Below are 23,410 nucleotides of genomic sequence, written 5' to 3'. Positions count from 1 at the left end.
CATGGTGCAGCAATCTAATCGTTCTTAGGACCGTTCCTTTTTCGGATATCCTGAAAAATTTGTCTGTATGTCGGGAACAGTATTTTTCCCCAAAGCTTTTTCGTGCCAAGATGGCAAATTCTTTAGCCTTTGTTTGAATTGCTCAGAATCCCACTAGTTTTGATAGCTTTTGTCATGATGCAGGAATACGCCCCTTTTTCAGCTAAATTTATAAATTACCAATTTTTTTAAGCTTTGAATGACATTTTCAGAAGAGAGGATGCGTGCAGATGAAAGAAGGACAAATCATGAAGGCATATACAATCCAGGAGGTTTCCAGGCTTATCAATGTTCCCCAAGGTACGCTCCGCCAGTGGGAACGCGACTTCAATGGGCTGCTAACGATTCCGCGTACAAGGCAGGGCTCACGTTTTTACACAGATTCGGAGATTAGCCTTTTAGTAAAAATCAAACAAATGCGCGAGAAAAACCTTGGCAAGGAAATGATCAGGGAATTAATTCTGGAACATTTCAGGCAGAGTTCGGAGGCTACTTCCGAAACGCTCGCAGCACCAATTACGGTAGTTGGGGAAACAAAGCCAGTCCCTTCCGAACCTTCATCGCCAACATTAGATATGGAAGCATTTTTCGCCGCAATGGAGGTGTACAAGCAGGATTTCCTTGCTGGAGTCAGAGAAGAAATCAGAGGCACGATTCGAAAGGAACTAATTGAGGAAGTTAAAAAGGAGGTATCGAAAGGATCTTTTCACACAGTAAAAACCTTATCCGATTCCATTTATAAATCCGGCGAACGCGTCGCAGCGGAAGTTGAAGAGCTATCTTTAGAGGTTGCGCGATCTTCGGAACAAGCTTCCGAAACAGCCCGTTTCCTTTCCAACAGCATTTCGAATGTTTCGAAGGCAAGCTCCGAACAGTTCGCAAACTTACACAAAAGGATGACCCAACAAGCGGACCGGTCGTCCAAAGAAATGAAAGCCCTGATCAAGTCGATGGCGGATGCCAATCTAGTGACAGAAAGCGTAGTGGAGAGCTTTAATGAAACAATGGCCAAGGACAGGGAATTTTATCTCGAAACTTTGCATATGGAGCGGGTGGTACATAGCCAGGAAATGGACCGGCGGGAAGAATTGCTTCAAGAAATCGTTTCAAGCTTTAGGGACACCGCCGCCTCAAAAGAGAAAAGATGGTGGAAATTCTGGGGCAGAAAAACGAATTGATGATTTTTTAAAAAAGCTCATTATCAAAACGGGGGAATAAAAATGAATTCAAGCGAAGTTGCCAAACTTCTTGGAGTGTCTACAAGCACGATTCAACGATGGGTCAAACAGCTGAATTTACCGATGGAACGGAATGAGCGCGGCCACTATACCTTTAAAGATGAAGACATCGCCCTTCTTGAAAACATCCGTGAACAAATTCAGAATGGCGCACTTTTGCAGGACATCGCACCCGTGAATGAAAAACAATGGAGAAAAGGTAATGTCAAAGCCGTTGAAGTGCATCCTGACATGGACAAGATCCTTGTTATGTTTTCTGACCTGGAAAGGCGGATAGATACGAAAGCCGATTCGGTTACGGCCTATCAGCTCCTCCAGCACCGAAAAGAAATCGAGGAACTCCAAGCGCAGGTGGCCATCCTTACAGCTGTCATTGAAAAATGGGAACAGCCGGCTGCAACAGTGGAACTTCAAAGCGCGGCACCACCTGGACTGGATGCTGCCACACTTGGAAAAAGAAAGAAAAAACGCAAACTCATGAATATGTTCTTTGGATTTTAATCTCTAAAAAGGCGCACAACAGCCGTGCGCCTTCTTTAATTTAAAGATAGGGGCTATTATAAAAACAATTTGATTTTCCTTAGGGCATCTTTCGTATGTTGGTAGCGGAAGGGCAAATCGAATTTGGTTGTCTGTTTCATGATGCTTTTTTCATGGGAAAAAACATCGAAGCTGCCCTTTCCGTGGTAGGCTCCGATCCCGCTCTCCCCTACCCCGCCAAACGGAAGATACGGTGAAGCAAGATGCATGACTGTATCATTGATGCAGCCGCCGCCGAAGGAAATTTTCGCGAGAATCTCCTTCTGAACCTCTTTGCTTTCGGAAAAAAGATACAACGCCAGGGGCTTCGCCCGGTCATTTACCTTTGTCACAACTTCAGAAAGCGAATCGTACTCTAGCACAGGCAAAATCGGCCCGAAAACTTCCTCCTGCATGACTGGCGAATCCCAGTCGACGTTGTCAATCGCGGTTGGTTCAATCAAAAGTTGTTCAGGGTTTTGCCTTCCTCCAAAAAGAACCCTTCCGTTCGTGAGGAAGCTGCCGAGCCTGTCGAAATGGCGTTTGCTGACGATTCGTGTGAAGGTATCCCCCTCTTGCGGCGCTAAACCGTAAATTGTCGAAACTGCCTCGCCAAGCAGGCGAATAAACTTATCCTTTATCGATTTTTCCACATAAAGATAATCAGGCGCGACGCAAGTTTGTCCAGCATTGATGTACTTTCCCCAAGCGATCCGTTTCGCGGCGAGTTCAAGGTTCGCGTCACTGTGGACGATGCACGGGCTTTTCCCGCCAAGTTCCAGTGTTACAGGGGTAAGGTTTTTGGCCGCAGCCTCCATGATAATCTTTCCTACAGGTACGCTTCCTGTGAAAAAGATGTAGTCCACATTGGAGTCCAATAATCCTTGGCTTGTTTCAGCGCCCCCTTCAACAACCGCGATGTAGTCTTCGGAGAACGTTTTCCCAACCATTTCCGCCAAAAGCCCCGACGTTGCAGGCGTAAGTTCGGAAGGCTTTAGGATCGCACAGTTACCTGCCGCAATCGCACCAATCAGGGGTGCAATGGCAAGCTGAAAGGGATAATTCCAAGGGGATATGATGAGGGCGACACCGTATGGTTCCGGATAAATATAGCTTTTAGATCCGGCCATGGTAACCGTAGATTTCACTTTGCGCGGTTTGGTCCATTTGCCTAGATGCTTTTCAGTAAAATTCAATTCGCTTAGGACGACGCCAATTTCCGTTAAATAGGCTTCAAATTCACTTTTATTTAAATCCCGCTTCAATGCGTCCATCAATTCTCGCTCATGCCTTTTTATCAAGCTGCGTAGTTTTGACAGGGCCTCTTTCCTGAAATGGATATCCTTTGTCTTTCCTTTTGAAAAAAATGCCTTCTGCCTCTCGACCAAGCCTGAATATGTACTCATAGAGGAATCCCCCTTCGTATTGCTCGCTGTTGCTTCTATCGTAAAGTTTCCCTTTGGCAAGCGCAAGATTGCGGCATTTCATATCCATCATTGCAGAGCAACCCGTTTTGACAATAAGCCTTTACTTGTTACAATCACTTTGACAGCAATAATTGAAAGAAGTGATTTTAATGACGATAAATAATAAGAAGCAAGTCCGCTTTTCTGTCCTCGACCTTTCCCCTATTGTTGAGGGCAGCACAGCAGCAGATTCACTGCGGAACACAATCGACCTCGCAAGAAATGCGGAAAAATGGGGTTATACCCGATACTGGCTCGCCGAACACCATAATATGCCAGGCATCGCAAGCTCCGCGACTGCCGTTGTAATTGGCCAGGTCGCAGCCCATACGGATACGATTCGAGTTGGTTCCGGAGGCGTCATGCTTCCAAATCACTCTCCTTTGGTGATTGCCGAGCACTTCGGTACGTTGGAATCCTTATTCCCCGGCCGGATTGACCTTGGGCTTGGTCGCGCGCCAGGAACCGACCAACTCACTGCCTCCGCACTCAGGAGGGATTGGCGGATGAATGCGGACGATTTCCCGAACCAGGTTGAAGAGCTAAGAGCATATTTCGATCCTTCAAGGCGTGAAGGCGTCATCCATGTTCGGGCGATTCCGGGCGAAGGATTGGATGTCCCAATCTGGCTGCTTGGATCAAGCGGCTTCAGCGCCCAACTGGCTGGCAAGCTTGGACTCCCATTCGCGTTCGCCAGCCATTTCGCCCCTGAAAATACCCTGGCCGCTTTAAACCTTTATCGGCAAACATTCCAGCCTTCAGAGGTACTGAAAGAACCTTACAGCATGGCGGGGGTCAATATCATCGCTTCCGATTCAGAAGAAAAAGCCAAATTCCTTGCGACCTCCATGCAGCAGCAATTCCTTTCCCTGCTCAGGAACCGTCCGGTAAAACTTCAGCCGCCAGTGGAAAACATTGAGGAAATCGCCAGCCCATATGAACTAACCCTTCTCGAAGGCAGGCTTTCCTCGACGATAACCGGCACAAAGGAATCTGTAAAAGAAAAGCTTCACGCATTCCTAGAAGAAACAGAGGTAGATGAAGTCATCATCAACGCACAAATCTTTGACCACCAGGAACGGCTCAAATCGTTTGAACTAGCAGCTGAAATCATGAAGGAATTGAATCAAACTGAAAATTGATGGATTAATTTCGATAAATCCCGCCAAAATTCGGCGGGATTTTCTTCGTAGTAAGCCTTTTTTGTCAATTTACAGTAAAATCACACACCAATACCCATCCGTTTTGCTATATACTAGTCAATATAATTATTATTTTTATAGGGGGAAAGAGAGTGAGAATCAAAGACATTAAAAAAGACGCCCTCGCTTCACTTAAAGGGCGGTGGGGAATTGCGATTCTCCTGATGATTATAACGTATGCGATTTATTTGATTGTCCCAATTGCGGCGGAAATAATCGCTAGCGGAGGCTTTGGAGCTTGGGTCAATCAGGAATCGATTCCTGCTGCTGCCGGACTTTCAACTGTAGTTTCGTTGGCATTTGCTCCGTTACTGTTCAGCTTATATTGGGTGTTCCTGGATATGCGACGTGGCCGCGAAGTGACTATCGGAAGCCTTTTTAGCAATCTTTCCGGGATGATGTATATCAAAATGCTCGGCCTTTACTTACTTGTAACCATTTATACTGTCCTTTGGTCCCTGCTGTTGATCATTCCGGGGATAATTAAAGGACTCGCCTATTCGCAGACATACTTTATCCTTAAGGACAATCCGGGTATCGTCCTCAATGACGCGATCACACAAAGCAGAAAGCTGATGGACGGGTACAAAGGCAAGTACTTCCTTCTGAACCTTAGCTTCATCGGCTGGGGCTTGCTATGTATTTTGACGCTAGGTATCGGCTTTATCTGGCTGGCTCCTTATATTACCGCATCACTTGCTTCGTTCTACCAGAGGCTGATTGAAAACCGCGACGCCCAAATGGCGGCAGCATTGGAGTAGCTGCCTCATTTAAAAAGAGTATGAATTTGAAGAAGCTAATAAGCGGCCTCCAGTTTGGTGGCCGCTTTTTACGTCCCCTCTTGATTCGGTGGACACATTCAGATTATTTTACATTTAATTCTTCTCTCAACTGCAATGAGGACAGTTTTGAATAGGTTTCTCCGTTGAAAGTGTCTTCATCGGGTTAATGAAGACAGTTTTGAATGGGTTTTCCCGTTGAAAGTGTCTTCATCCACGATGAAAAGGCTTTTTGCATCATTTCACTAGTGATTTTTAGCTATTTTATTTAGAAGAAACTAGTCCGGGTCAGACGCCTACTATTTTTCTTCAATTTTCATAGCCTTAAATCACTAGTTACCCCTTCCCATAACACACAACCTTGCTCTTTACTACTCCAACTCAAGCTGCTTCAACGCTGCTTCCGCCTTTTCCCTTGTCAGGTTAAAAGATTGCCAGCGTTCTTGTTCCGGCAAGGATTGTTTCTTTTCCAAAAGCAGTTCCTTCAGTCCAGGGGTTTCTGGCTGTTCGCGGTACAGTTTTACCAAACCAAGTGTGCCGGTGTCGGACATGTACGCCAAATAACGGAGGTCAATTTTTCCCGTTTCCTCATACCTTTCAAGGTTTCGATCCACCACAATATGGTCAATGCCGACAACGTTAATCGCTGTATAAAAAACAAGCGCGGAAATGAAGTAAAAATGCAGAAGCGACAGCCTGGCGAGCCAGATTTTTGCGAACGTGTAGCAAAAAATGACGAGCAGGAAAATCATGAATGAATGGACCAGCACTCTTGTAAACGTAAAACCGTATGCTTCTTCATACATCATCAGCCTCATAAATGCAGATGTCAGGATGACGCCGGTCGCTAGCACAAGAACCGAGAGCGCTCCCTGAACCGTTCTCCAAAGGCGGAGGCCCCCATTTTTTGAGAAAGTAAGAACAGCTACAGTGACGCTCAAATTTATCAATGAAACGAATACAAGTTCGAAAAATCCGCGGCGCGCGTACTCCGCGTAAGTAAACCCTTCACCAAGCGTACCGCTGAAAAAATACTTGAACTGGACGGCGACGAACAGGACATACACTGCATCAAGAATGACAAGGACAGTCAGAGCCGTAACAGGATCGACTAATCCTGCTGGCCCCCCATTTTTCAACTGGTGGATTTCCAGCCTTCTTTTTAAATTGACCTGAAGGAACCCGAAAAACGCAAATGTATAAAACAAGGCAGCTACAATCCGGAAGACAGTCTCGCCGCTAATACTGAACCAATCCGGAAAGCCTGATAAAATCCGTTCGAATTGGCTATCCGCTGAAATCAGCAAGTTCAGGACAACCGCGAGCACAGGCAGGGAAACGGCGGCGCCAATCAGGATTTTCTTCGCTACAACCCCTTTCCCCCCACCTGATTTCCGAAGCGCAAGCCTTCCAAACAATCGTGTTATAGCCGTGTTATAGGCAATGCTTGCGCCAATCCTTTTTAAGATATAGACCAGGAAAACAGGGTGAGCCCAATGCGCTTGTTTTGGCCCAGTGATCAGGGCGATATGGAACACAACAAGGGCTGGGATGGCAAAGATATTCAATCCGTAAAAAACCTCTGAATCAAAAAGGAAATAACTTGCCGACAGCAGCCAAATTACCCCTAGCACAAGCCAGCCCAGGCGCTGGTGCCTGAATGGGAAACCCCGAAACCTCCAGAAGAAAGCCGAGTAAAATGCCGCTATGAAAACAAAATACGATATCCCGATTTGCCCTCGTGTAAAAGCTTCCTCCCCTAAAATTCCGACCCCAAGGCAAATCGCCAAAAAGAGCCAATCCTCTCTTCTCATTCTAATATCCACGTTTTTTCCCTCCTGATACATAATCATTCTTTGTATATAGATTTACTAGGTAGATGTGCAAAAAAAAGCTTATACCGATGCCCTGCGTCCCCATTTGTATGCAAATAGGCATATTGGATACAGCGCGGCAGTCAAGACGATACAAGCTGTAATAAAGGCTTTGGTCAATAGCGGATGGAACCACTCATGTGGAATCGCTCCGGATACCGTCAGCAACATCAGAGTCAAATTTGGGATAAGCGCCAGCAAAAAGGTTTTTTTGACGAGTGACCTTCCCTTATGCCCGAAACTACGGCCGATCTCATAGCCAAGCAGCGCCCAAAAGAATATGTAGACAAATGCGATAATGAACGGTATAGATGTCAGGTAGCTCCACACAACTCCGAGCCATTCCCATTCAAAAACGTTGTGAGCTACTGTCAGAGCAGATCCGCCGGCAAACATGAAGACATTGAGGAGCACGAACAGCCACTTCATATTACTCGGCGTGACAGAGAGTTCCTCTTTCCACATGGCGGCAATTTCTTCAGGGCTCCCGAGCCTATTGTAAACGAGCCTCCTAGCTTCTCCTTCATTGGAAGACATGAATTCGACAAGCATTTCATCGAGATGCGACTCGTACTCAAGTAGGATGGAATCCTTTTCCTTGAAGGATCCCAGCCTTCGTTCAAGTTCGCTTAAAAAATCATTCTTCAGCTGTTCCATGGTCCGTTCTCCCAATCATTTTGTTCATCATTTGAACAAAATCCTGCCATTCACGTGTTTTTTCTTTCAGCAGATTCCTGCCCTCTTCCGTAATCTGGTAATATTTCCTGGCTGGACCCTTTTCCTGCTCTTGCCAGTAACACTGAATGTATTCCTGTTTTTCAAGCTTGTGAAGCGCTGGGTAAAGGGTACCCTCCTTCACGGTAAAACCGTTGCCGCTCCTAGCTTCGAGTTCCTTGACGAGCTCATACCCGTACATATCCCTGTCCGCAAGCAGCTGAAGGAGCAAAAGCGAGGTGCTTCCTTTAACAAGTTCACGATTGAACATCTTTATCACCTACCTAGATTTGTTAGGTATATAGAAATACTACACTGAATGCCCATTGAATGTAAAGTCATATTTAAATTTTTTTGCTCATTGGAAAAACTCTTCTCAACAAAGCGTAAACTCCAAACCCAAGTATCCCTCCCAATGTATTGAGGAACAGGTCATCCACATCGAAAGCGCCTACCCTGAAAGCGAACTGGGCGATTTCAACGGAAAGGGACAGCAAAAACGAACAAGCCCCAATCCTTGCCCGTGTGGCCAATTTTCCAAAAAGAAAGGGGATGAAAAATCCGAACGGCAGGAATGCAAGGATGTTTCCGAAAAATTCATCGGTTAACAGGCCGGTCCTTAAACCGTCCCAGGAAGAAAAATACCGTCGTATTGTGTGAAAAGGGATAAGGTTGTAATCAACGATTCCCTTAACTCCTGTTCGATAGGCGGAAAAAAATAAGAGATAAAATAATACGATTATGTAAAAAGAAAAGCTGCCCCAGATAAGTGCTTTAAGGATTTTCTTCACTAGTTTACGCCCTCTTTCTGTTCGTCTTTTTACATTGTAAATGATTTCTGGCGATGTGATAATTAAAATGTGAGTTAATTTTTGGGAGGGTTGGAAAATGGGTTTGAGGTTTCGGAAGAGCTTCAAAATAGCGCCTGGGGTTCGGATGACGGTTGGGAAAACAGGTGTTGGTGTGAGCGTTGGCGGCCGTGGTTTGCGCTACTCGGTGCATTCGAGCGGAAGACGGACGTCAACGGCCGGAATTCCCGGAAGCGGGTTATCCTATTCATCCTCTAGTGGTGGCAGGGCCTATAAATCGGAGGCGTATAGAAGGAGAAGCGAATTGGCGCGGCTCGAACGGGAAAGCCGAAAGCTGCAGGAACAGGAATATGCCCGCCTTCAGGTGGAATTGATTGAAAACAAACTGGCGATGCTGACCTCCATCCATCATGAATGCGATGAGCCTATCAATTGGCTAGAGGTTGCTAGCAGGAAGCTAGACTTTGATAGCAATAATCCCGGCCCAATGGAAAAAGCAGCCCGGGCAAGGCTTTCTTCGTATGAGCCTGGTTTTTTTGACCGGCTTTTCATGAGGGCCGATAAAAAGCGGCGGGAGCTCTTGGCAAATGTCGAATTGGCGAAAAAAGAGGACATGGAATCCTACAAAGAGTGGCGTCGTATGACTTCCATCGCAAACCAGATCAATCAGGGCAATATCGATGCCTATTTTGAGGTGATAGAAGAATTCGGTCCGCTGGATGATCTTGTCGAATTTGGAAGCAGTTTTGAATTCGGGACAGATACCCCTGAAGCCATCCATGTCTCTGTTGATGTAAACGCGCAAACCGTGATTCCCGAAAAAGAACTATCGCTTACCAAGACCGGAAAACTTTCAGAAAAAGCAATGGCGAGGACGAAATATTATGACCTAACCCAGGATTATGTTTGCAGCTGCGCATTAAGGATTGCACGGGATATGTTCGCCCTCCTCCCAGTCAAATTTATCTTTGTACATGCTTACGAGGACAAGCTTGATCCCGCAACCGGACATGTGAACAAAATCCTGGTCCTTTCGGTTAAATACGATCGGGATACAGTGAATAGCCTTCTTTTCACGAATGTGGACCCGTCTGAGGCACTGGCGAATTTCCCCCATGAAATGATGTTCAGGAAAACAAAGGGTTTTGCGGAAGTAGAGCCTATCCTTTCTTAAGAACAACTGGCCCCCGCCGCTTGCTGCCGGCTGGGGCCATTTTGGTGATCGGTTAGTACTGCTTTATTGCATCAAGTGCCTGGGTCAGCGATGGCAGGATGGCTACATTTTCGAATTTAAGGCCGAGCTGGACAGCCGTTTGCGCGATTTCTGGGCGGATTCCGGATAAAGTTGTTCGGACCCCGATCAATTTCAGTGCCTTAATAAGGTTAAACAGCTCATTCGCGACCATTGTATCCATAATCACAACGCCGGAAAGGTCGATGCATAAGCTTGAAACGCCCTGTTCGACGCACTGTGCCAGGGTGTTTTCCAGGATGATTTTCGCTCGGGCCGTATCAATATCCCCGATCAACGGTAAAAGGGCGGAATCTCCCTGGAGCTTGATGACCGGTGAACTAAGCTCATTGATTAAATCGTTTTGGGAGGTCAGGCGAAGCATTGTCTTTTTATAATAGCTTTCCACAAAGATTGCGATTGAAAGATTGAATGCGTTAATGGTCGTTTCGTACCACAATAGCGCCTGCTCCAGGCTTACGCGTTCTTCGTTTTGCTGAATGAATTGGTTTATGTATTTTAATGCTACTTTCTGGCTGTTCATGTATTCCCGGATCACATAATGCAATGGAGTTTCCAAATGCTTGGCGTCGTCAGCCAAATCCTGTGACCATTTCCTGAATTCACCTTGTAGATGGTCCTCGCCTTTCGTAAACAGCTTATAAAAGCGCAGGAAATATTCCTGGTTCTGCCGTTTCAGTTCGGCTATGATGTCAGGGTTATTGGTTGAATAAACGGAAGAAGGATCTTTGTCATCGACCATTGCATACCAGTCTTCCGATAGCTGCCATGTTTTGCTCATAAAAAATTCGTATAATTCGTTGTTTAATGCCATGAATTTCCCCCCCATTTTTGCCTTGTCTTTCCTATTTTAGAGAATATCATCGAATATCTAAAATCATACGCTGCTTCTATCCATAAAAATTAAATCCCAATATGAAAAAGCCCGCGAGAAGGCAGGCCTTTAAGTGTTCAATCCGTTATTTGATTGGCAGGTGCAACACGTTGGATGGTTTTTGCGCTATTCTCAACCTGTTTTTATAAGCCTACAAAATATTCGTTCTGCCATGGCATTTGCGGCGGCTCTTTTGGTAGAAGGCTGTCATGCTTCATTTGAATCCATCCTTCTTCTTCCAAAAGCATGCCTTCCCTTCCGCTTACTAAATCGTCCTCATTGTATACCGCGATTTCGGTCATCAATGGAGGATAAGGGCTTTTCCTGATATGGGCGGAAAGCTTTTTCATCACCAGCGAATAATCCATTTCCCGGCAAACAGCAAACCAGTTCTCAACCGTTTCGTCTTTGACCGTAAACTCAGGATAAACAGATTCGATCAGCACCAGAATTTTCATCAATTCATGCTTCTCCATTCACTCTTACCTCCCGTATATTGTCCCAAATCCTGTATGGCCCGCCTTTACCAAACATAATAACCAAGCGTTTTGCGTTACTCGCCCTGGTCAAGAGAGTAAGGATTCTTCCCTATGTTCAGCCTTGCTTCTTCCGTGAGGACGAAAGGCTGTGAAATTGCCTGGTTCTCCTCATTTCCCTCGGGATGAATGCTGCCGTCAAAATGAAGTGGTTTCAATTCCATTTGTTTTCCCTCCTTGTCGGCTTACTTTTCCACAAATTCCATGTGTTCATGCATACAAGGATCGTGTTTATTTTCTAATATTCCTACTTTTCAGTATAGTTTATTGCTTTAAAAATTACCAGTACTATTGATGGGAACCAAATCCGATTTCGCAGTGTCGATTTATAGGAGGGTTCCAGCTTTCTGTGGCTGGATTATAAGTCTTTCGCTGCAAAGGCATTGGTGCGGGTAAATCCATGATAGCGGGTGCCCTGGAATGTCAATTCTCCCGCATCACCTTCCGCAAGCAGGCCAAATTCCTGCCCGTTCACTGCAAATTCCATTCTGTCCCCGCTCTCGACTTCAAATGTGGCGTAATACCACGTCGACGCGGAGGAATCGCCGGAGCCGCCGCTTACCTCTGTTCTCTTGGAAACGACGACCCCCTTCGCACTCAAACGGGGCTGTTTGTTGTTGTTAGACCATTCGCCAACCCCTTTGATAACCGTAAAAAGAATGAGTCCAATGACAACCACGAAGATAACCATGACAAAAACAGGAACCATATTAAACATAAAAGAATCCCCAGGAAAGCCCTCCATCTTACCCCTCCTCAACCTTTTTTCGCTTTAACAATTCATCCCTGTAATATGTTGCAGACAACAGTTTTATACCTCTTAATTTTGAAATATGCGCTTCCAAAAGTGATAAAGCTTCCGAATAGTTTCCCATTATGGCGTGTTCCTCGACCTCAAGCCATGTCCGGTAATCTTTGTCCGCAACCTTGCTACGATGGTTGTTGTAGCCCGTTACATCTCCTTCTTCAAGAGAAATCACTGCGAGGTAATAATGTTTAAACGTACCCTCTTTCATTTTTAAAAGGAGGTCCCTAGCTTCCCCAAATTGCTTCTCCTTCAGGAACAGCATGGCAAGTGCCATATCCTTTATGTAGCCCGCCCTCATTTTATTGGCTATTTGCCCGGCTGAATCCACTTCACCGTTTAAAAGATAATACAAAAATCGATAATATGGATTACGCGATTTTTGTAAGTAAAGGAACATTCTTTTCGTATCCTTGCTCCAGAGAAGCGGCATGATATATGGAATACTTACGATAATGTACAAAGTAATAGCCAAAAAGGTTACGAACGGGGGAAGATCCAGCATCCCCAAAGTAAAAGCAAGAATGAATAAGCCCAAATACCAAAAAACCATCAAAATACCTCCTGGAATTTCCAAACCCTTCATACTGTTTACTTTATCATAATTTACGTCAAATTGGGGAACGGTAATATGTTTACTATATTTATATTATGTAAACTCAAATCATTTCCCTCTCCCCTTTTCCCTTGTCTGATTTCCCAAATTCCTTTATCATTTACTCTTAGGCAAATAATACAGCTAGAATTGGAGTTTGAAAAATGAATCTTTGGGAATTAATTGTTGCACTCATACTTGGAATTGTTGAAGGTTTAACTGAATTTGCGCCTGTTTCCTCTACAGGCCATATGATTCTCGTCGATGACTTGCTGCTTCACTCAAAAGAACTTTTTTCACCGCAGGTAGCAAACACGTTTAAAGTTGTCATCCAACTTGGATCGATACTCGCCGTCGTCATTGTCTTTAAGGAACGGATTTTAAGCTTGCTCGGCCTTTCGAAAAAAACACGATCCGAGGCAGCCGGAGAAACATTGAGCCTTCCGAAAATTTTCGTTGGCCTCCTCCCCGCCGGAATCACGGGGTTATTGTTCGAGGATTATATCGATACTTATCTTTTTTCGGTAAAAACGGTCGTCATTGGCCTCGTACTTGGAGCAATCTTGATGATCATCGCCGATTATGTGCGCCCAAAAAAGCCGAAAGCGGAAATGGTCGACCAAGTTGGCTACAAGCAGGCACTCGGGATTGGGTTATTTCAGTGCCTCGGTCTATGGCCGGGATTTTCCCGTTCAGGTTCGACGATTGCGGGCGGCGTCCTTCTTGGAATGAGCCACCGCGCCGCATCGGATTTTACGTTCATCATGGCGGTCCCCATTATGGCGGGAGCAAGCGGAATCTCCCTTTTGAAAAATTGGCAGTACTTCAGTTTCGATGACCTGCCCTTTTTTATCACTGGATTTATCGCCGCATTTGTCGTTGCGCTTATATCGATCCGCTTTTTCCTGAAGCTAATCAACCGGATTAAGCTTGTACCATTCGCGATTTACAGGATTTTGCTTGCGGGATTGATTTATTTTCTTTACTTTTAACGAAATGTGGACTCCTAAATTTTAGGAGTCCTTTTTTACTGCATGTGAATCGAATTACTTGACGGAAGCCTCAACGTCTACAAAAAAATCCTGTACCGCCACAGTGAAGCTCTTCATCCGTGCTTGTGACAATTCAACCACACAATATGATCCTTTTAATTCCCTGATTCATTGGCCCGGAGCTTTATGCCCCATAAAAAATTGATCAAGATTTTTCTCTGCCATATTCTCCGGCAATTGTTGTTTTGAGGTGCGCCAGCTGTACGATGGGATTTCTTCTTTCATTTTAAAAACATCGGGGTCCTGTTTTCCTTCCTCGTAGTACAGACATTCAATTGAGTAATCCTTCAGGCCCCTCTGTATAATGTGGTCAAGTAAATCGGCAACCTTGCCTTTTTCTTTTTCCTTAACAAATGATTTTTCGATTTCTGCAATAAAAATGTATTCGCTCATTACAGTTTTGTGGTTTTGATAGATTTGATCATATGTATCTTCCAAATTATATTGTTTGGCCACATCTTCCGGGATACTGATGTTAACCGCATAGGAAACGTGTTTGAACTTACCCATGAAAGGCTCCCAGGATTGAATCGCTTCTTTTCTCCATTTTTATTACTAATTATATTTCGAATTTCAAGCTTAATAGCAACTTATGTCAAAGCGACCTGAAAAAGGATGTTTTTTATTTAGGAGATACACTTTTATGATAGTATGAGAATAGGAATTTTCTTGCAAAGGGGAACGAATATGAATATCAGTCGAACAAACGATTTTGAATTAGTGGCTAAATTGAATAAATATGTTCACGATTTACACGCAAATTTGTTCCCGGAGTATTTCAAAGAATATAATTTTGAGGAAATTAAGACTTTCTTTCAAAAGATTATTGATAAAGAGGAATTCTATTTCCTTCTGTTAGAGGACGATGACCAATCTTTCGGTTATGCTTGGATTGAGTTACGAAATTATCCCGATAATGCCTTTAAAAAATCATATAAATCGGTATATGTGCATCAAATAAGTATCGCAGAGAGCCAAAGAAAAAAAGGATACGGTTCTGAATTGATGAACGAAATTACGGATATTGCAAAAGAAAACGGCATTAATAAGATTGAATTAGACTATTGGTTCAATAACGAAATAGCAAAGAACTTTTATAAGAAGAATGAATTTGTGAAATATCGAGAGTTTGTCTACAAAGACATTTAATTCTAATGCTAATTCATTTGTTAAATGATAAACAAAGGGAGGTGCGAATTGCACCTCTTTTTTTATTGCTAATTAAAGTTTTGTACTTCAAAACCGAACCCGTTAATCTGGTTGCTTTTCGCTTTTTAAAAAGGGTCGTTGTTTGGATCGGTATACGATTCAATCGCCTGGTCCAAGGCATTGAACGCCTCCCCGAATGCCGCCGAGGATGAAACCGTTCCCGCGTGCTCAAGTTCTGCCGCGGCATTCCTGGCCTGGGAAAGCGCAGTAATCGCATCATTGATCATTGTCCCTTTATCGCCGTGGTGTTCAAGAGCGGCCCGAAGCTTGGTAATACTCTCATCCAAGTTATGCATTTCAGGGTGGTCATACGCCTTTTCCAATTCTTTTTTTACCTGCTGTAATAGTTCTTTCATCTTCATTCCCCTTTCCGAGTGACTGTCAATCCCACGGTAGTGTTCCCTCCTCGGACTGGTGCTATTCGCTTCCATTTCAAGGTCCAACCCCACCAGAGTGTAGCCTTTGAGCCAGGTTCGGACAGCTTTTTAATAATCCGGCGGGTATGAGCCAGAAGTTACCCAAGTTCGGACAGCTTTTCGGAAAATTGGGGCAATCGAGTCAGAAGATGCCCTTACTTCTGACAGCTTTTCGAAAATTGAGGCAATCGAGTCAGAAGATACCCCTAGTTCTGACAGCTTTTCGCAAATCTAAAGCAAACGAGTCAGAAGTTACTCCTGGTTCTGACAGCTTTTCGCAAATCTGATACGAACGTGTCAGAAGTTACCCAGTCTTCTGATAGCTTTATCGAAAAACAAGCTGGATAAGTCCGACGTTATCTGGACGCAGCAATCGTAGACAATTTTCCGCAGCCTCGGCTACGAATAGAAACCCCCTTTCTGCTGAAGGCTAAATTAAAAAAGGATGTGGCCCGAAATGATATTCGGCTGCCATGTGAGCATCCGGGGCGGGTATTTATCCGCCGCTAAGCATGCAAAGCAAATTGGCGCCCAGGCGTACCAATACTTCCCGAAAAATCCCCGGAGCCTTTCAGTTAAGGAATTCGACCTTGCTAACGCTGAAAGCTGCAGGAGATTTTGCAAAGAGAACGGGCTTTTTTCAATCGCGCATACTCCCTATCCGACGAGTATCACCCCTCCTCCTGCAAAAAAAGAGCTGAATATCGTATCAATCCTGAACGATCTCGCTATCGCGGACGCGTGCGGTTCTACGGGAATCGTCGTCCATTTCGGGAGCCGGATTAGCGAAGAAAATCCCCTTGCGAGCTATCACCTCATGCTGGACATGATTAATTCAATCCTTGAAAAATGGGATGGCGGCTGCCTGCTTCTTTTGGAAAACAATGCGGGTAAACAGGCGGCTTTGGGTACGGCAATTGAAGAACTTGTACAGGTAAGGAATTTATCCAAGTATCCGGCGAAAATTGGTTTTTGCCTGGACACTTGCCATGCCTTCGCAAGCGGAATGTGGGATGGCTCGAATACGAAGGCATTCAAGGAAAAAGCCGATGCTCTCGGCTACACGGAACACCTGAAGGCCATCCATTTGAACAATTCCATACATCCCCATGGATCAAGGAAAGACCGGCACGCCAATATTTATAAAGGCGGCAAAATCCTTCCTGAACAAATGGAGGACATGATATCGGCCTTTTCAGACATTCCATTCATTTTGGAAACTCCATCCGATTTTGGCGTTTCGCACGAGGAAGAAATAAGGGTCCTCAAGCGGTTAGAGCTTTCAAGACCGGCAAAAACTACACGGAAGAAAGGAGAATGACAAATGAAGAACGTACGTTACATCATCCAGGACGGTTATGATGCGGAAAAAATCGCCGAAGCGCTTAAGGTACAACTAAACGTTAACAGGTTCGAAAATGTTGGGATTACAGCCGTAGGGCAAAGGAACGAACTGATTGTCCAGATACCGGAAAACAATGAATCCCTTGAAGAAACCCTTGGCAGCTTTATGGCAGGTTACCAAGATGGGGTTATTTTAGAATAACAATAGAAAACCGGGATTTATGGAAGAATCCCGGTTTTTTGTCGATAAATTTGAAAAAATCCGAAAAACGCTAGACCTCCCGCCGCCATTGTGTATACTTAATTACATGGCAAAAAGGAGTGTATAGAAATGAAAGTAGCGTATTTAGGACCTCATGGAAGTTTTTCAGAAGAAGCTGCGTTACGGACGTTTACCGACAAGGATGTCGATTGGCAGCTATGCGGCTCAATCCTCGAGGTACTCGAGGCGGTCGGAGACAGGAAGGTTGATAAAGGCATCGTGCCAATTGAAAATTCGATTGAAGGAACGATTAATATAACCGCGGATGGCCTTTTAGCGAACAATCTTTTCATTGAATCGGAAGTCATTTTCCCTGTCTCGCTCAAACTGCTTGTCAATGAAGGAGCTTCATTGGAAACGATACGCGAGGTTTGGTCGATTTCACCAGCGCTCGCCCAATGTAAGGATTTTATAAAAGAATCCCGTGTGAAAACGAAGGAATTTGACAGCACCTCTTCCGCAGCGAAAGCATTGAAGGAACAGGGAAGGACGGATGCCGGGGCAATTGCCTCCAGCGCCGCCGCCAGGCTGTTCGGGCTTAAAATAGCCAATGACTCTGTCCAAGACAATGGCGAAAACCATACCCGCTTCCTCGTTGTAGGAAAACGGAGACCGGACGTACTGCCTTTCCATAAACGGAATAAAGTCATGCTTCTCATCGCCCCAGGACTTGATCAGTCGGGCGTCTTATCGTCCATTTTAAATGTGTTTTCCGCCCTTTCCATCAACCTGACGTGGATTGAATCTCGACCTACGAAAAAAAGGCTTGGTACATACCACTTTTTCATTGAAGCTGAAACCGGAATGGATGAAGCAAAAACAGGAAAGGCGCTCACGATCCTGCGCGCGTTTGGCCATGAAGTCCAGGTGCTCGGCAGCTATGATACGAGCCGGCTATAAAAATTGCAGGTCTCTGTTTTTTGGTAAACCTAACTTGAATTTTATCTGCGATGGTGCTCAGTAAATTCCTCCCATGTGAAAAGTCCGCTTCCAGCGGCCTTTTTTCGTGCTAACACAGTGCAGCTCCCTAACTAAACGTTTAAATAGGACAAAAGATGGAAAGATAAGTAGGGTAAATACTGTTGGGAGAGGATATTTATGGAAACCGTTACTCTTGAAAAAGAAGTCAGCGGCTATATCGGAAAGCTCCTCCGGGATAATTTTGGCCGGGGCCCGGGAGCGGTCCATTGCACGTACTCCGAGCCATTCATCACTGTCCATATAACAAATTTCCTGTCTCCGATGGAAAAATCGCTAATGGTCAGCAAACAAAGCGTGTACGTTGAAAAAACACGCGACCTTCTGATGGAAACATTGATTGAGGAAATTAAAAGCTTTTTCTCATTAAGTATTAGGCGTACAGTTGAAGAATTTTACTATGACTGGAACCTTGAATCACAGTCCGGTGCATTCATAGTTGTGCTCTCCCCTAGTGGATTCGCCGAGCTTCGTGAATCTTACAGGAACAAGGAAAAGGTGCACAGGGAAATCATCGATATAAGCATGGTAGCACAGAAGCCGCCGGAGGAAACCTATTCCGAGCTTCTGAGCCCGAGGGTCCTTCTGATTGCGAGGACAGGCATCCTTGTCCAAATCGAGAAAGAGTTAATCCTACTCGGCTTTGAAGAAACGTTAAAGCTTGCGAAACGAAGCCTTGAAAAGAAATTGCTTGGTGAACACCAGGCGGCTTTTGAAAATTACCTTCACACCCAGATTGACGATGTATTCGTCGACTGGAATTTCCAAAAGGATTTGAGCTATATCCTGTTAATTTTAAAAGGATAAGTGAATGAATAAAACGGGAAATTGTATTGATTGCCCCTATTCCCAATGTTACAATAGTGGAAGGGTAAGACAAAAATCTTAGCCAGCCCAATATACAAACAAATTAAACAGTTAAATAGAATTCATTCTGATCGCAATGGATGGACACGAGCCAAACATAAGTCAGAAAAGGGGGAGCCGCTGCTTCTCCTTTTCTGGCTTTTTTTATTTTCCATTTACTGTTTATTCATCATGCACTGGAAAGGGATGAGACTTACAAAAAAATGATAAAAGATTACGGGGAAAATGTGATTATAGAAAAAATAGACAAAGTAATAAAAGAAAAACAGGAAAGCAAGCTAGCGCCAGGAAAATCGCCAACAATAAAGAAAAATGAATTGGAACGCTATTTGGAGGGCCTGGCCAAAGCCTCTTCCATTAAATTTACAAAGCAAAGCTCCCCACTGAAAACTACGTATCTAGCTGAATATAACAACCAGCAGGTGCAGCTGGAGCTGTTTTACCGGTATTCGAACTTTTATACGAGGCATCAAGCCATTATTTTGTCTGACAACATTCCAACCAATTCCGAATAAGGTAATCGGTTATATCCGCACGGCATTCAACTGTCAAAGCTCGCTCCCTCCGCCCTCCTGAAGGCATTTTTCAGGAACGATGCGGATCGCTTCCCACCCCCCGCCCGGTTTCTTCCTATACTGGGCGGCGAGGATATCCGTATGGTTTGTAAGCTGGAAAAAGATGAAGCGGTATTCATTTCCATCCGTTCCGGCAAATTCGATTGTTTTCCGGTGCCCCTCCTGCTTAACGGGTTTGAGCTTCTCAACAAGCTTGCACCATTCTCCGAATTTTATTTCAACGACGGCCACTGCATCATGATCCCAGCCATGAAAGGCGGCGCATAGAAAATCCTCTCCGAAAAGCCGAATCGAATCAATTGTATAAAGGCCTTTCTCTTTCACTACATCCACATACCCGTAATAATAGCCAAAGGTAGTGACGCCCTTATCCGACCCTTCGATCGTTTCCAGTTCGATGAAAAACGTATCCATTCCAGGGCTGTCTGCTGGCACTTCCTCTAAAACGAGCAAGTGTGTACGGCCTATCCCTTCAAAGGATTTCAGGTAGTTTGAGTAGCTGAGTTTTTTGCGGTATTGTCTGCTGAGCATATTATACGCAACGGGAAATGGGATTTTCGCCATTCCGACTGTCCCGCATCCCCCCATCTTCCCCATTACAAGGTTTTCAGCGTCGCGCAAAATGCTGAAATAATTCAGGACGGTATCACGCGGGGAACGCAATAATGAATGCGGGATGACGATTTCTTTATGCGACTTTTCGTTGAATGGGGTGAAAAAGCTGAAATCTGTGTAGCGGTTGTTCAAAACAACCGAACAGGATGGGCGGAAAAAGGCTTCGTTCGGGAGCTGCCGCTCGGTTGGGGTTGCGATTTCCGCTGAACGGTGTGCAATCGGCTGCTTTTTGTATTGGCCTCCCATCCGTTTGTGGGCGCCGAAGGCATTTTTCCAAAAAAAGAACATCCCTGGACCTCCTAAAAAGTACTTCTTTAGGCTATTCATATGGGGATGGGGTGTTGCTTTAGCACCGCGGATTTAAGCCGAATAGAAAAAGCGCCGGGTAGGGCCCGCCGCTTTCTACTTAAACCATCCCTTTTCTTTGGAGTGGGTGATGGCTTCGATTCGGTTTTTAACTTGGAGTTTGTCGAGGATGGTGGAGATATAGTTCCGGACGGTTCCGGTGGACAGTGTGAGTTCACTGGCGATTTCCTTTGTGTTTTTGCCGTCGGCGATGAGGCCGAGGACGTCCATTTCTCTTTCTGTCAAAGGGTTGTCCTCGCTGTACAAATCATCCATCAGTTCCGGGGCGTAGATTCGTTTTCCGGCCATGACGTTCCGGATTGAGCCGGCGAGTTCTTCGCTTGGGCCGTCTTTCAGCAAATAGGCGGTGACTCCGGCTTTCAGGGCGCGCTTGAAATAACCGGGGCGGGCAAACGTTGTGAGAATCATGATTTTGCAGTCCGAGTCTTTTAGTTCTTCGGCTGCTTCAAGGCCACTTTTGCCTGGCATTTCGATATCCATGATGCAAACATCTGGCTGGAGCGAGCGGACGAGCGCGACGGCCTCTTCCCCGTTCGCTGCCATCCCGACAACCTCCATGTCTTCTTCAAGGTTTATCAGTGACCCGAATGCGCCGAGGAGCATTCGTTGGTCTTCCGCAATGACAATCCGAATCATCTCAAGCCCTCCTTTTCTAAATGTTTGACGATGGTCGGTACGCGTATCAGTAATTCCGTTCCTCCGTTCGATTCAATATCAAGGGATCCGTTGACAAAGTCAAGCCGTTCCCTCATGCCGGACAGTCCGCTTCCTTTTGAAAAATGCTCTTTGCTGACATTTCCTTTACCGTTATCTTTTACTGAAAGCAAAATTTCTTTATTCGTGTGGGTTAATGTTATTTCGCACCGGGTTGCGCCACTGTGACGGACGATATTCGTTACGGCTTCTTTCAGGCACATGCTCAAGATGTTTTCGACGAGGAGCGGTACGTTAGGAAGCGACCATTCCTGGCTTCCGGCAAACTTGATTTGCGCGGCTTTGAGCATTTCCTGGACACGGACGATTTCTTCACTGAGCCGGATTCCCCGCATTTGGGCAACCATTTTTCGTACTTCGTTCAAGGCTGTCCTTGCTGTTTGCTGGACATCCTTCAATTCATCGGCTGCGCGGGCGGGATCCTTGGAAATCAGCCTTCGGGCGAGGTCGCTTTTCAAGCCGATCAAGGACAGCTTTTGGCCAAGAGTATCGTGGAGGTCGCGGGCAATCCGCTGGCGCTCCTCGATTTTGATCAACTCAGAAATCCGCTTGTTCGCATCCTCGAGCTTTTCCTCAAGCAACCCGCGCTCGTTCCGATGGCGTAGGCTGAATGGCAGGAGGATTAGGCTGAGGACAACTATGACAACGAGCGGCAATTGCCTCAGCAAAAATTCATCATGCAGGATAATTTTTAAATTGATCGCGATGACCATCCCTGCAAGGTTGATGGAGTACAGGACGTAGAACGGAATCTTGTTGCGTATATTGCCAATGAAATACGCGATGAAAAACGCGAAATACACGTAGCTGAACAGGCTTGTGAGCGCGATTGATATCCCGATCAGGAGGAGCGTCCAAATATAAACCGTCCAGCCCTTCGAGATAAAAGCGAGCCTGTAAATCGCGAAGAATGAAAGTGTAAGGATGATCCCCGCCATAATTTTCACAGTCGAGGAAGTAAGGTATATAAAATAAAACGGAAGGATTCCGAGGATTGTCCAAATGTAGGGTGATATCCCCGTGCTCCCTAGCAGAGCCCAATATTTTTTAAACATATGCGAACCTCGTTTTAGTGAATTCTCTTACCGGTATTTTACCATATTACTTCGGTTCCTCCACCCCAGCTATACAAAAACACTCCCCTTCAGTGAGGGGAGCGGAAAGTTGAGAATTTCACTTGTCGGATTTATTCGGTTTCCGGATTCATTTTAATGGAAGCGGGCTTTTTTGAAAAAGATTTTGCTGCCGAGTAGCCGACGAAGCGTTTCTTTTCCTCATCCCAAAGGCGGTACTTCAGTGATTCCAGGCTTGTCGACAAGGTTACTGTCGGAACATGCTGCAGCGGCTGTGTGTTATTATGGACTTCCTCAAGATTGTAGTTCGGAACCCTTGGCGCAAGGTGATGGACATGGTGGTAGCCGATGTTCCCTGTCACCCATTGCAGGAGTTTCGGAAGCTTGTAAAAAGAGCTGCCCTCCACAGCGGCCAGGACATATTCCCACTCCTCATCGTGTTCGAAATACGAATCTTCAAATGTGTGCTGGATGTAGAATAGCCAGATGCCTAGTACGCCCGCGACGAACATGATTGGGAGCTGAACCATGAGGAAAGCCTTCCAGCCGATTGCCCATACTAAAATCGCGATGATGGCGACAATCAGTACGTTCGTGAGCCATGTGTTCATTTTTTCAGGCATGCGCGCATCGCGGCGGTTGAATCTGTTTTTTATGATTACGAGCCAAATCGGGCCGAGGCCGAACATGACGAGTGGGTTGCGGTATAGCCTGTACCCCAATTTCTGCATTGGAGCCGCTTTGGCATATTCTTCGACGGTCATGACCCAAATGTCGCCTGTCCCGCGCTTATCAAGGTTTCCGCTTGTCGCGTGATGGATGTTATGGTCGCGCCCCCACTGGCTGTAAGGGAAAAATGTCAATACGCCAGTAATGGTGCCGACGAACTTATTCGCTTTCCTGTTTTTGAAAAAAGAATGGTGGCAGCAGTCATGGAAAATGATGAACGTCCGCACCATAAAGCCTGAGGCCATGATCCCTAGTGCAAGAGTTAACAAATAGCTAATCGGCATTGCTTTGTAAGCAAGGAGCCATAAGCCCACAAACGGGATGATTGTGTTCAAAATTTGGATTACGCTTTTTTTAGTGTCGGATTTTTCATAAGGAGCAACCTGTTTCTTGAGAGCTTTTTGTTGGTTTTGTACAGTCATTTTGTTATATAAGCCCCTTTCGTTATCAATCTTAGTATCATGATTATATAGGAAACGAAAAAGGCTGTGCAGTAGCAGCTGTCATG

The 23,410-nt window shown here is 45.3% G+C and carries 28 protein-coding genes; 12 read left to right on the top strand and 16 right to left on the bottom strand.

What is annotated here, in order from left to right:
* The first annotated feature begins 269 nt into the window (after nucleotides 1-269).
* Entirely contained in the window at nucleotides 270-1,217 is a 948-nt protein-coding gene (locus V1499_RS11785; RefSeq protein WP_409270118.1) for a MerR family transcriptional regulator, read from the top strand.
* Nucleotides 1,218-1,259: 42 nt separating this feature from the next.
* Nucleotides 1,260-1,778, top strand: coding sequence for a MerR family transcriptional regulator (locus V1499_RS11780; RefSeq protein ID WP_409270117.1), 519 nt, complete (start codon nucleotides 1,260-1,262; stop codon nucleotides 1,776-1,778).
* Between the two features lie 56 nt (nucleotides 1,779-1,834).
* Here the strand turns inward: V1499_RS11780 and V1499_RS11775 are convergent, their stop codons facing one another.
* The gene (locus V1499_RS11775; RefSeq protein WP_409270116.1) at nucleotides 1,835-3,202 is read right to left on the bottom strand and encodes an aldehyde dehydrogenase; all 1,368 of its coding nucleotides are present in this window, start codon (nucleotides 3,200-3,202) and stop codon (nucleotides 1,835-1,837) included.
* Nucleotides 3,203-3,372: 170 nt separating this feature from the next.
* Between V1499_RS11775 and V1499_RS11770 the strand changes: the two genes are divergently transcribed.
* Together V1499_RS11770 and V1499_RS11765 are read left to right on the top strand one after the other, a co-directional pair.
* Nucleotides 3,373-4,404 carry an LLM class flavin-dependent oxidoreductase gene (locus V1499_RS11770; protein WP_409270115.1) on the top strand — a complete coding sequence of 344 codons (1,032 nt, stop codon included), beginning with the start codon at nucleotides 3,373-3,375 and terminating at the stop codon, nucleotides 4,402-4,404.
* Between the two features lie 152 nt (nucleotides 4,405-4,556).
* The gene (locus V1499_RS11765) at nucleotides 4,557-5,225 is read left to right on the top strand and encodes a DUF975 family protein (RefSeq protein WP_409270114.1); all 669 of its coding nucleotides are present in this window, start codon (nucleotides 4,557-4,559) and stop codon (nucleotides 5,223-5,225) included.
* Between the two features lie 389 nt (nucleotides 5,226-5,614).
* Here the strand turns inward: V1499_RS11765 and V1499_RS11760 are convergent, their stop codons facing one another.
* The 4 genes from V1499_RS11760 to V1499_RS11745 form a co-directional block, all read right to left on the bottom strand.
* Nucleotides 5,615-7,069: a DUF4153 domain-containing protein gene (locus tag V1499_RS11760; protein ID WP_409270113.1), complete on the bottom strand. Its 1,455-nt coding sequence runs from the start codon at nucleotides 7,067-7,069 to the stop codon at nucleotides 5,615-5,617.
* Nucleotides 7,070-7,138: 69 nt separating this feature from the next.
* Nucleotides 7,139-7,774, bottom strand: coding sequence for an HAAS signaling domain-containing protein (locus tag V1499_RS11755; protein WP_409270112.1), 636 nt, complete (start codon nucleotides 7,772-7,774; stop codon nucleotides 7,139-7,141).
* On the bottom strand, nucleotides 7,755-8,102 hold the full coding sequence (locus V1499_RS11750; protein ID WP_409270111.1) for a PadR family transcriptional regulator: 348 nt from the start codon (nucleotides 8,100-8,102) through the stop codon (nucleotides 7,755-7,757). The genes V1499_RS11755 and V1499_RS11750 overlap by 20 nt, the downstream gene beginning before the upstream one ends.
* A 73-nt stretch (nucleotides 8,103-8,175) precedes the next feature.
* On the bottom strand, nucleotides 8,176-8,622 hold the full coding sequence (locus tag V1499_RS11745; protein WP_409270110.1) for a VanZ family protein: 447 nt from the start codon (nucleotides 8,620-8,622) through the stop codon (nucleotides 8,176-8,178).
* A gap of 97 nt (nucleotides 8,623-8,719) precedes the next feature.
* Here V1499_RS11745 and V1499_RS11740 point away from each other — a divergent pair, with 97 nt between their 5' ends.
* Nucleotides 8,720-9,814: a DUF4236 domain-containing protein gene (locus V1499_RS11740; protein ID WP_409270109.1), complete on the top strand. Its 1,095-nt coding sequence runs from the start codon at nucleotides 8,720-8,722 to the stop codon at nucleotides 9,812-9,814.
* A 52-nt stretch (nucleotides 9,815-9,866) separates the two neighbouring features.
* Here V1499_RS11740 and V1499_RS11735 read toward each other — a convergent pair whose 3' ends face one another.
* The 5 genes from V1499_RS11735 to V1499_RS11715 form a co-directional block, all read right to left on the bottom strand.
* The gene (locus V1499_RS11735) at nucleotides 9,867-10,706 is read right to left on the bottom strand and encodes an STAS domain-containing protein (RefSeq protein WP_409270108.1); all 840 of its coding nucleotides are present in this window, start codon (nucleotides 10,704-10,706) and stop codon (nucleotides 9,867-9,869) included.
* 203 nt (nucleotides 10,707-10,909) lie between these two features.
* Nucleotides 10,910-11,242, bottom strand: coding sequence for a hypothetical protein (locus tag V1499_RS11730; protein ID WP_409270107.1), 333 nt, complete (start codon nucleotides 11,240-11,242; stop codon nucleotides 10,910-10,912).
* 77 nt (nucleotides 11,243-11,319) lie between these two features.
* Nucleotides 11,320-11,466: a hypothetical protein gene (locus V1499_RS11725; protein WP_409270106.1), complete on the bottom strand. Its 147-nt coding sequence runs from the start codon at nucleotides 11,464-11,466 to the stop codon at nucleotides 11,320-11,322.
* A gap of 194 nt (nucleotides 11,467-11,660) precedes the next feature.
* Nucleotides 11,661-12,047, bottom strand: coding sequence for a DUF2500 domain-containing protein (locus tag V1499_RS11720; protein WP_409270105.1), 387 nt, complete (start codon nucleotides 12,045-12,047; stop codon nucleotides 11,661-11,663).
* Between the two features lies 1 nt (nucleotide 12,048).
* Nucleotides 12,049-12,660, bottom strand: coding sequence for a hypothetical protein (locus V1499_RS11715; RefSeq protein ID WP_409270104.1), 612 nt, complete (start codon nucleotides 12,658-12,660; stop codon nucleotides 12,049-12,051).
* A 206-nt stretch (nucleotides 12,661-12,866) separates the two neighbouring features.
* Between V1499_RS11715 and V1499_RS11710 the strand changes: the two genes are divergently transcribed.
* Nucleotides 12,867-13,694, top strand: a complete 828-nt coding sequence (locus V1499_RS11710) for an undecaprenyl-diphosphate phosphatase (protein WP_409270103.1) — start codon at nucleotides 12,867-12,869, stop codon at nucleotides 13,692-13,694.
* A 168-nt stretch (nucleotides 13,695-13,862) separates the two neighbouring features.
* Here the strand turns inward: V1499_RS11710 and V1499_RS11705 are convergent, their stop codons facing one another.
* Nucleotides 13,863-14,264 carry a hypothetical protein gene (locus V1499_RS11705; protein WP_409270102.1) on the bottom strand — a complete coding sequence of 134 codons (402 nt, stop codon included), beginning with the start codon at nucleotides 14,262-14,264 and terminating at the stop codon, nucleotides 13,863-13,865.
* A 177-nt stretch (nucleotides 14,265-14,441) separates the two neighbouring features.
* Between V1499_RS11705 and V1499_RS11700 the strand changes: the two genes are divergently transcribed.
* Nucleotides 14,442-14,903: a GNAT family N-acetyltransferase gene (locus V1499_RS11700; protein ID WP_409270101.1), complete on the top strand. Its 462-nt coding sequence runs from the start codon at nucleotides 14,442-14,444 to the stop codon at nucleotides 14,901-14,903.
* 125 nt (nucleotides 14,904-15,028) lie between these two features.
* Here V1499_RS11700 and V1499_RS11695 read toward each other — a convergent pair whose 3' ends face one another.
* Nucleotides 15,029-15,319, bottom strand: coding sequence for a hypothetical protein (locus tag V1499_RS11695; RefSeq protein ID WP_409270100.1), 291 nt, complete (start codon nucleotides 15,317-15,319; stop codon nucleotides 15,029-15,031).
* Between the two features lie 517 nt (nucleotides 15,320-15,836).
* Between V1499_RS11695 and V1499_RS11690 the strand changes: the two genes are divergently transcribed.
* From V1499_RS11690 to V1499_RS11670, 5 genes are all read left to right on the top strand, one after another.
* Nucleotides 15,837-16,700: a deoxyribonuclease IV gene (locus V1499_RS11690; protein ID WP_409270099.1), complete on the top strand. Its 864-nt coding sequence runs from the start codon at nucleotides 15,837-15,839 to the stop codon at nucleotides 16,698-16,700.
* 3 nt (nucleotides 16,701-16,703) lie between these two features.
* Entirely contained in the window at nucleotides 16,704-16,925 is a 222-nt protein-coding gene (locus V1499_RS11685) for a hypothetical protein (RefSeq protein WP_409270098.1), read from the top strand.
* A 129-nt stretch (nucleotides 16,926-17,054) separates the two neighbouring features.
* A complete protein-coding gene (pheA, locus tag V1499_RS11680; protein ID WP_409270097.1) occupies nucleotides 17,055-17,885 on the top strand; it encodes a prephenate dehydratase in 831 nt (276 codons plus the stop codon).
* 198 nt (nucleotides 17,886-18,083) lie between these two features.
* Nucleotides 18,084-18,770 carry a Na-translocating system protein MpsC family protein gene (locus tag V1499_RS11675; RefSeq protein ID WP_409270096.1) on the top strand — a complete coding sequence of 229 codons (687 nt, stop codon included), beginning with the start codon at nucleotides 18,084-18,086 and terminating at the stop codon, nucleotides 18,768-18,770.
* Between the two features lie 263 nt (nucleotides 18,771-19,033).
* Nucleotides 19,034-19,345: a hypothetical protein gene (locus tag V1499_RS11670; protein ID WP_409270095.1), complete on the top strand. Its 312-nt coding sequence runs from the start codon at nucleotides 19,034-19,036 to the stop codon at nucleotides 19,343-19,345.
* A 33-nt stretch (nucleotides 19,346-19,378) separates the two neighbouring features.
* On the opposite strand, the gene V1499_RS11665 is transcribed toward V1499_RS11670, so the two are convergent.
* From V1499_RS11665 to V1499_RS11650, 4 genes are all read right to left on the bottom strand, one after another.
* Nucleotides 19,379-20,308: a hypothetical protein gene (locus V1499_RS11665; protein WP_409270094.1), complete on the bottom strand. Its 930-nt coding sequence runs from the start codon at nucleotides 20,306-20,308 to the stop codon at nucleotides 19,379-19,381.
* Nucleotides 20,309-20,422: 114 nt separating this feature from the next.
* On the bottom strand, nucleotides 20,423-21,022 hold the full coding sequence (locus V1499_RS11660) for a response regulator (protein WP_409270093.1): 600 nt from the start codon (nucleotides 21,020-21,022) through the stop codon (nucleotides 20,423-20,425).
* Nucleotides 21,019-22,155: a sensor histidine kinase gene (locus V1499_RS11655; protein ID WP_409270092.1), complete on the bottom strand. Its 1,137-nt coding sequence runs from the start codon at nucleotides 22,153-22,155 to the stop codon at nucleotides 21,019-21,021. Before V1499_RS11655 ends, V1499_RS11660 begins: the two co-directional genes overlap by 4 nt.
* Before the next feature lie 131 nt (nucleotides 22,156-22,286).
* Nucleotides 22,287-23,324: a fatty acid desaturase gene (locus V1499_RS11650; RefSeq protein WP_409270091.1), complete on the bottom strand. Its 1,038-nt coding sequence runs from the start codon at nucleotides 23,322-23,324 to the stop codon at nucleotides 22,287-22,289.
* Between the last annotated feature and the right edge of the window lie 86 nt (nucleotides 23,325-23,410).

This window comes from Neobacillus oceani (assembly GCF_046237595.1).
Lineage (GTDB): Bacteria > Bacillota > Bacilli > Bacillales > Cytobacillaceae > Bacillus_D > Bacillus_D oceani.
The sequence above is the reverse complement of the archived record's forward strand: the minus strand, read 5'-3'. Positions and strand labels throughout refer to the sequence as shown.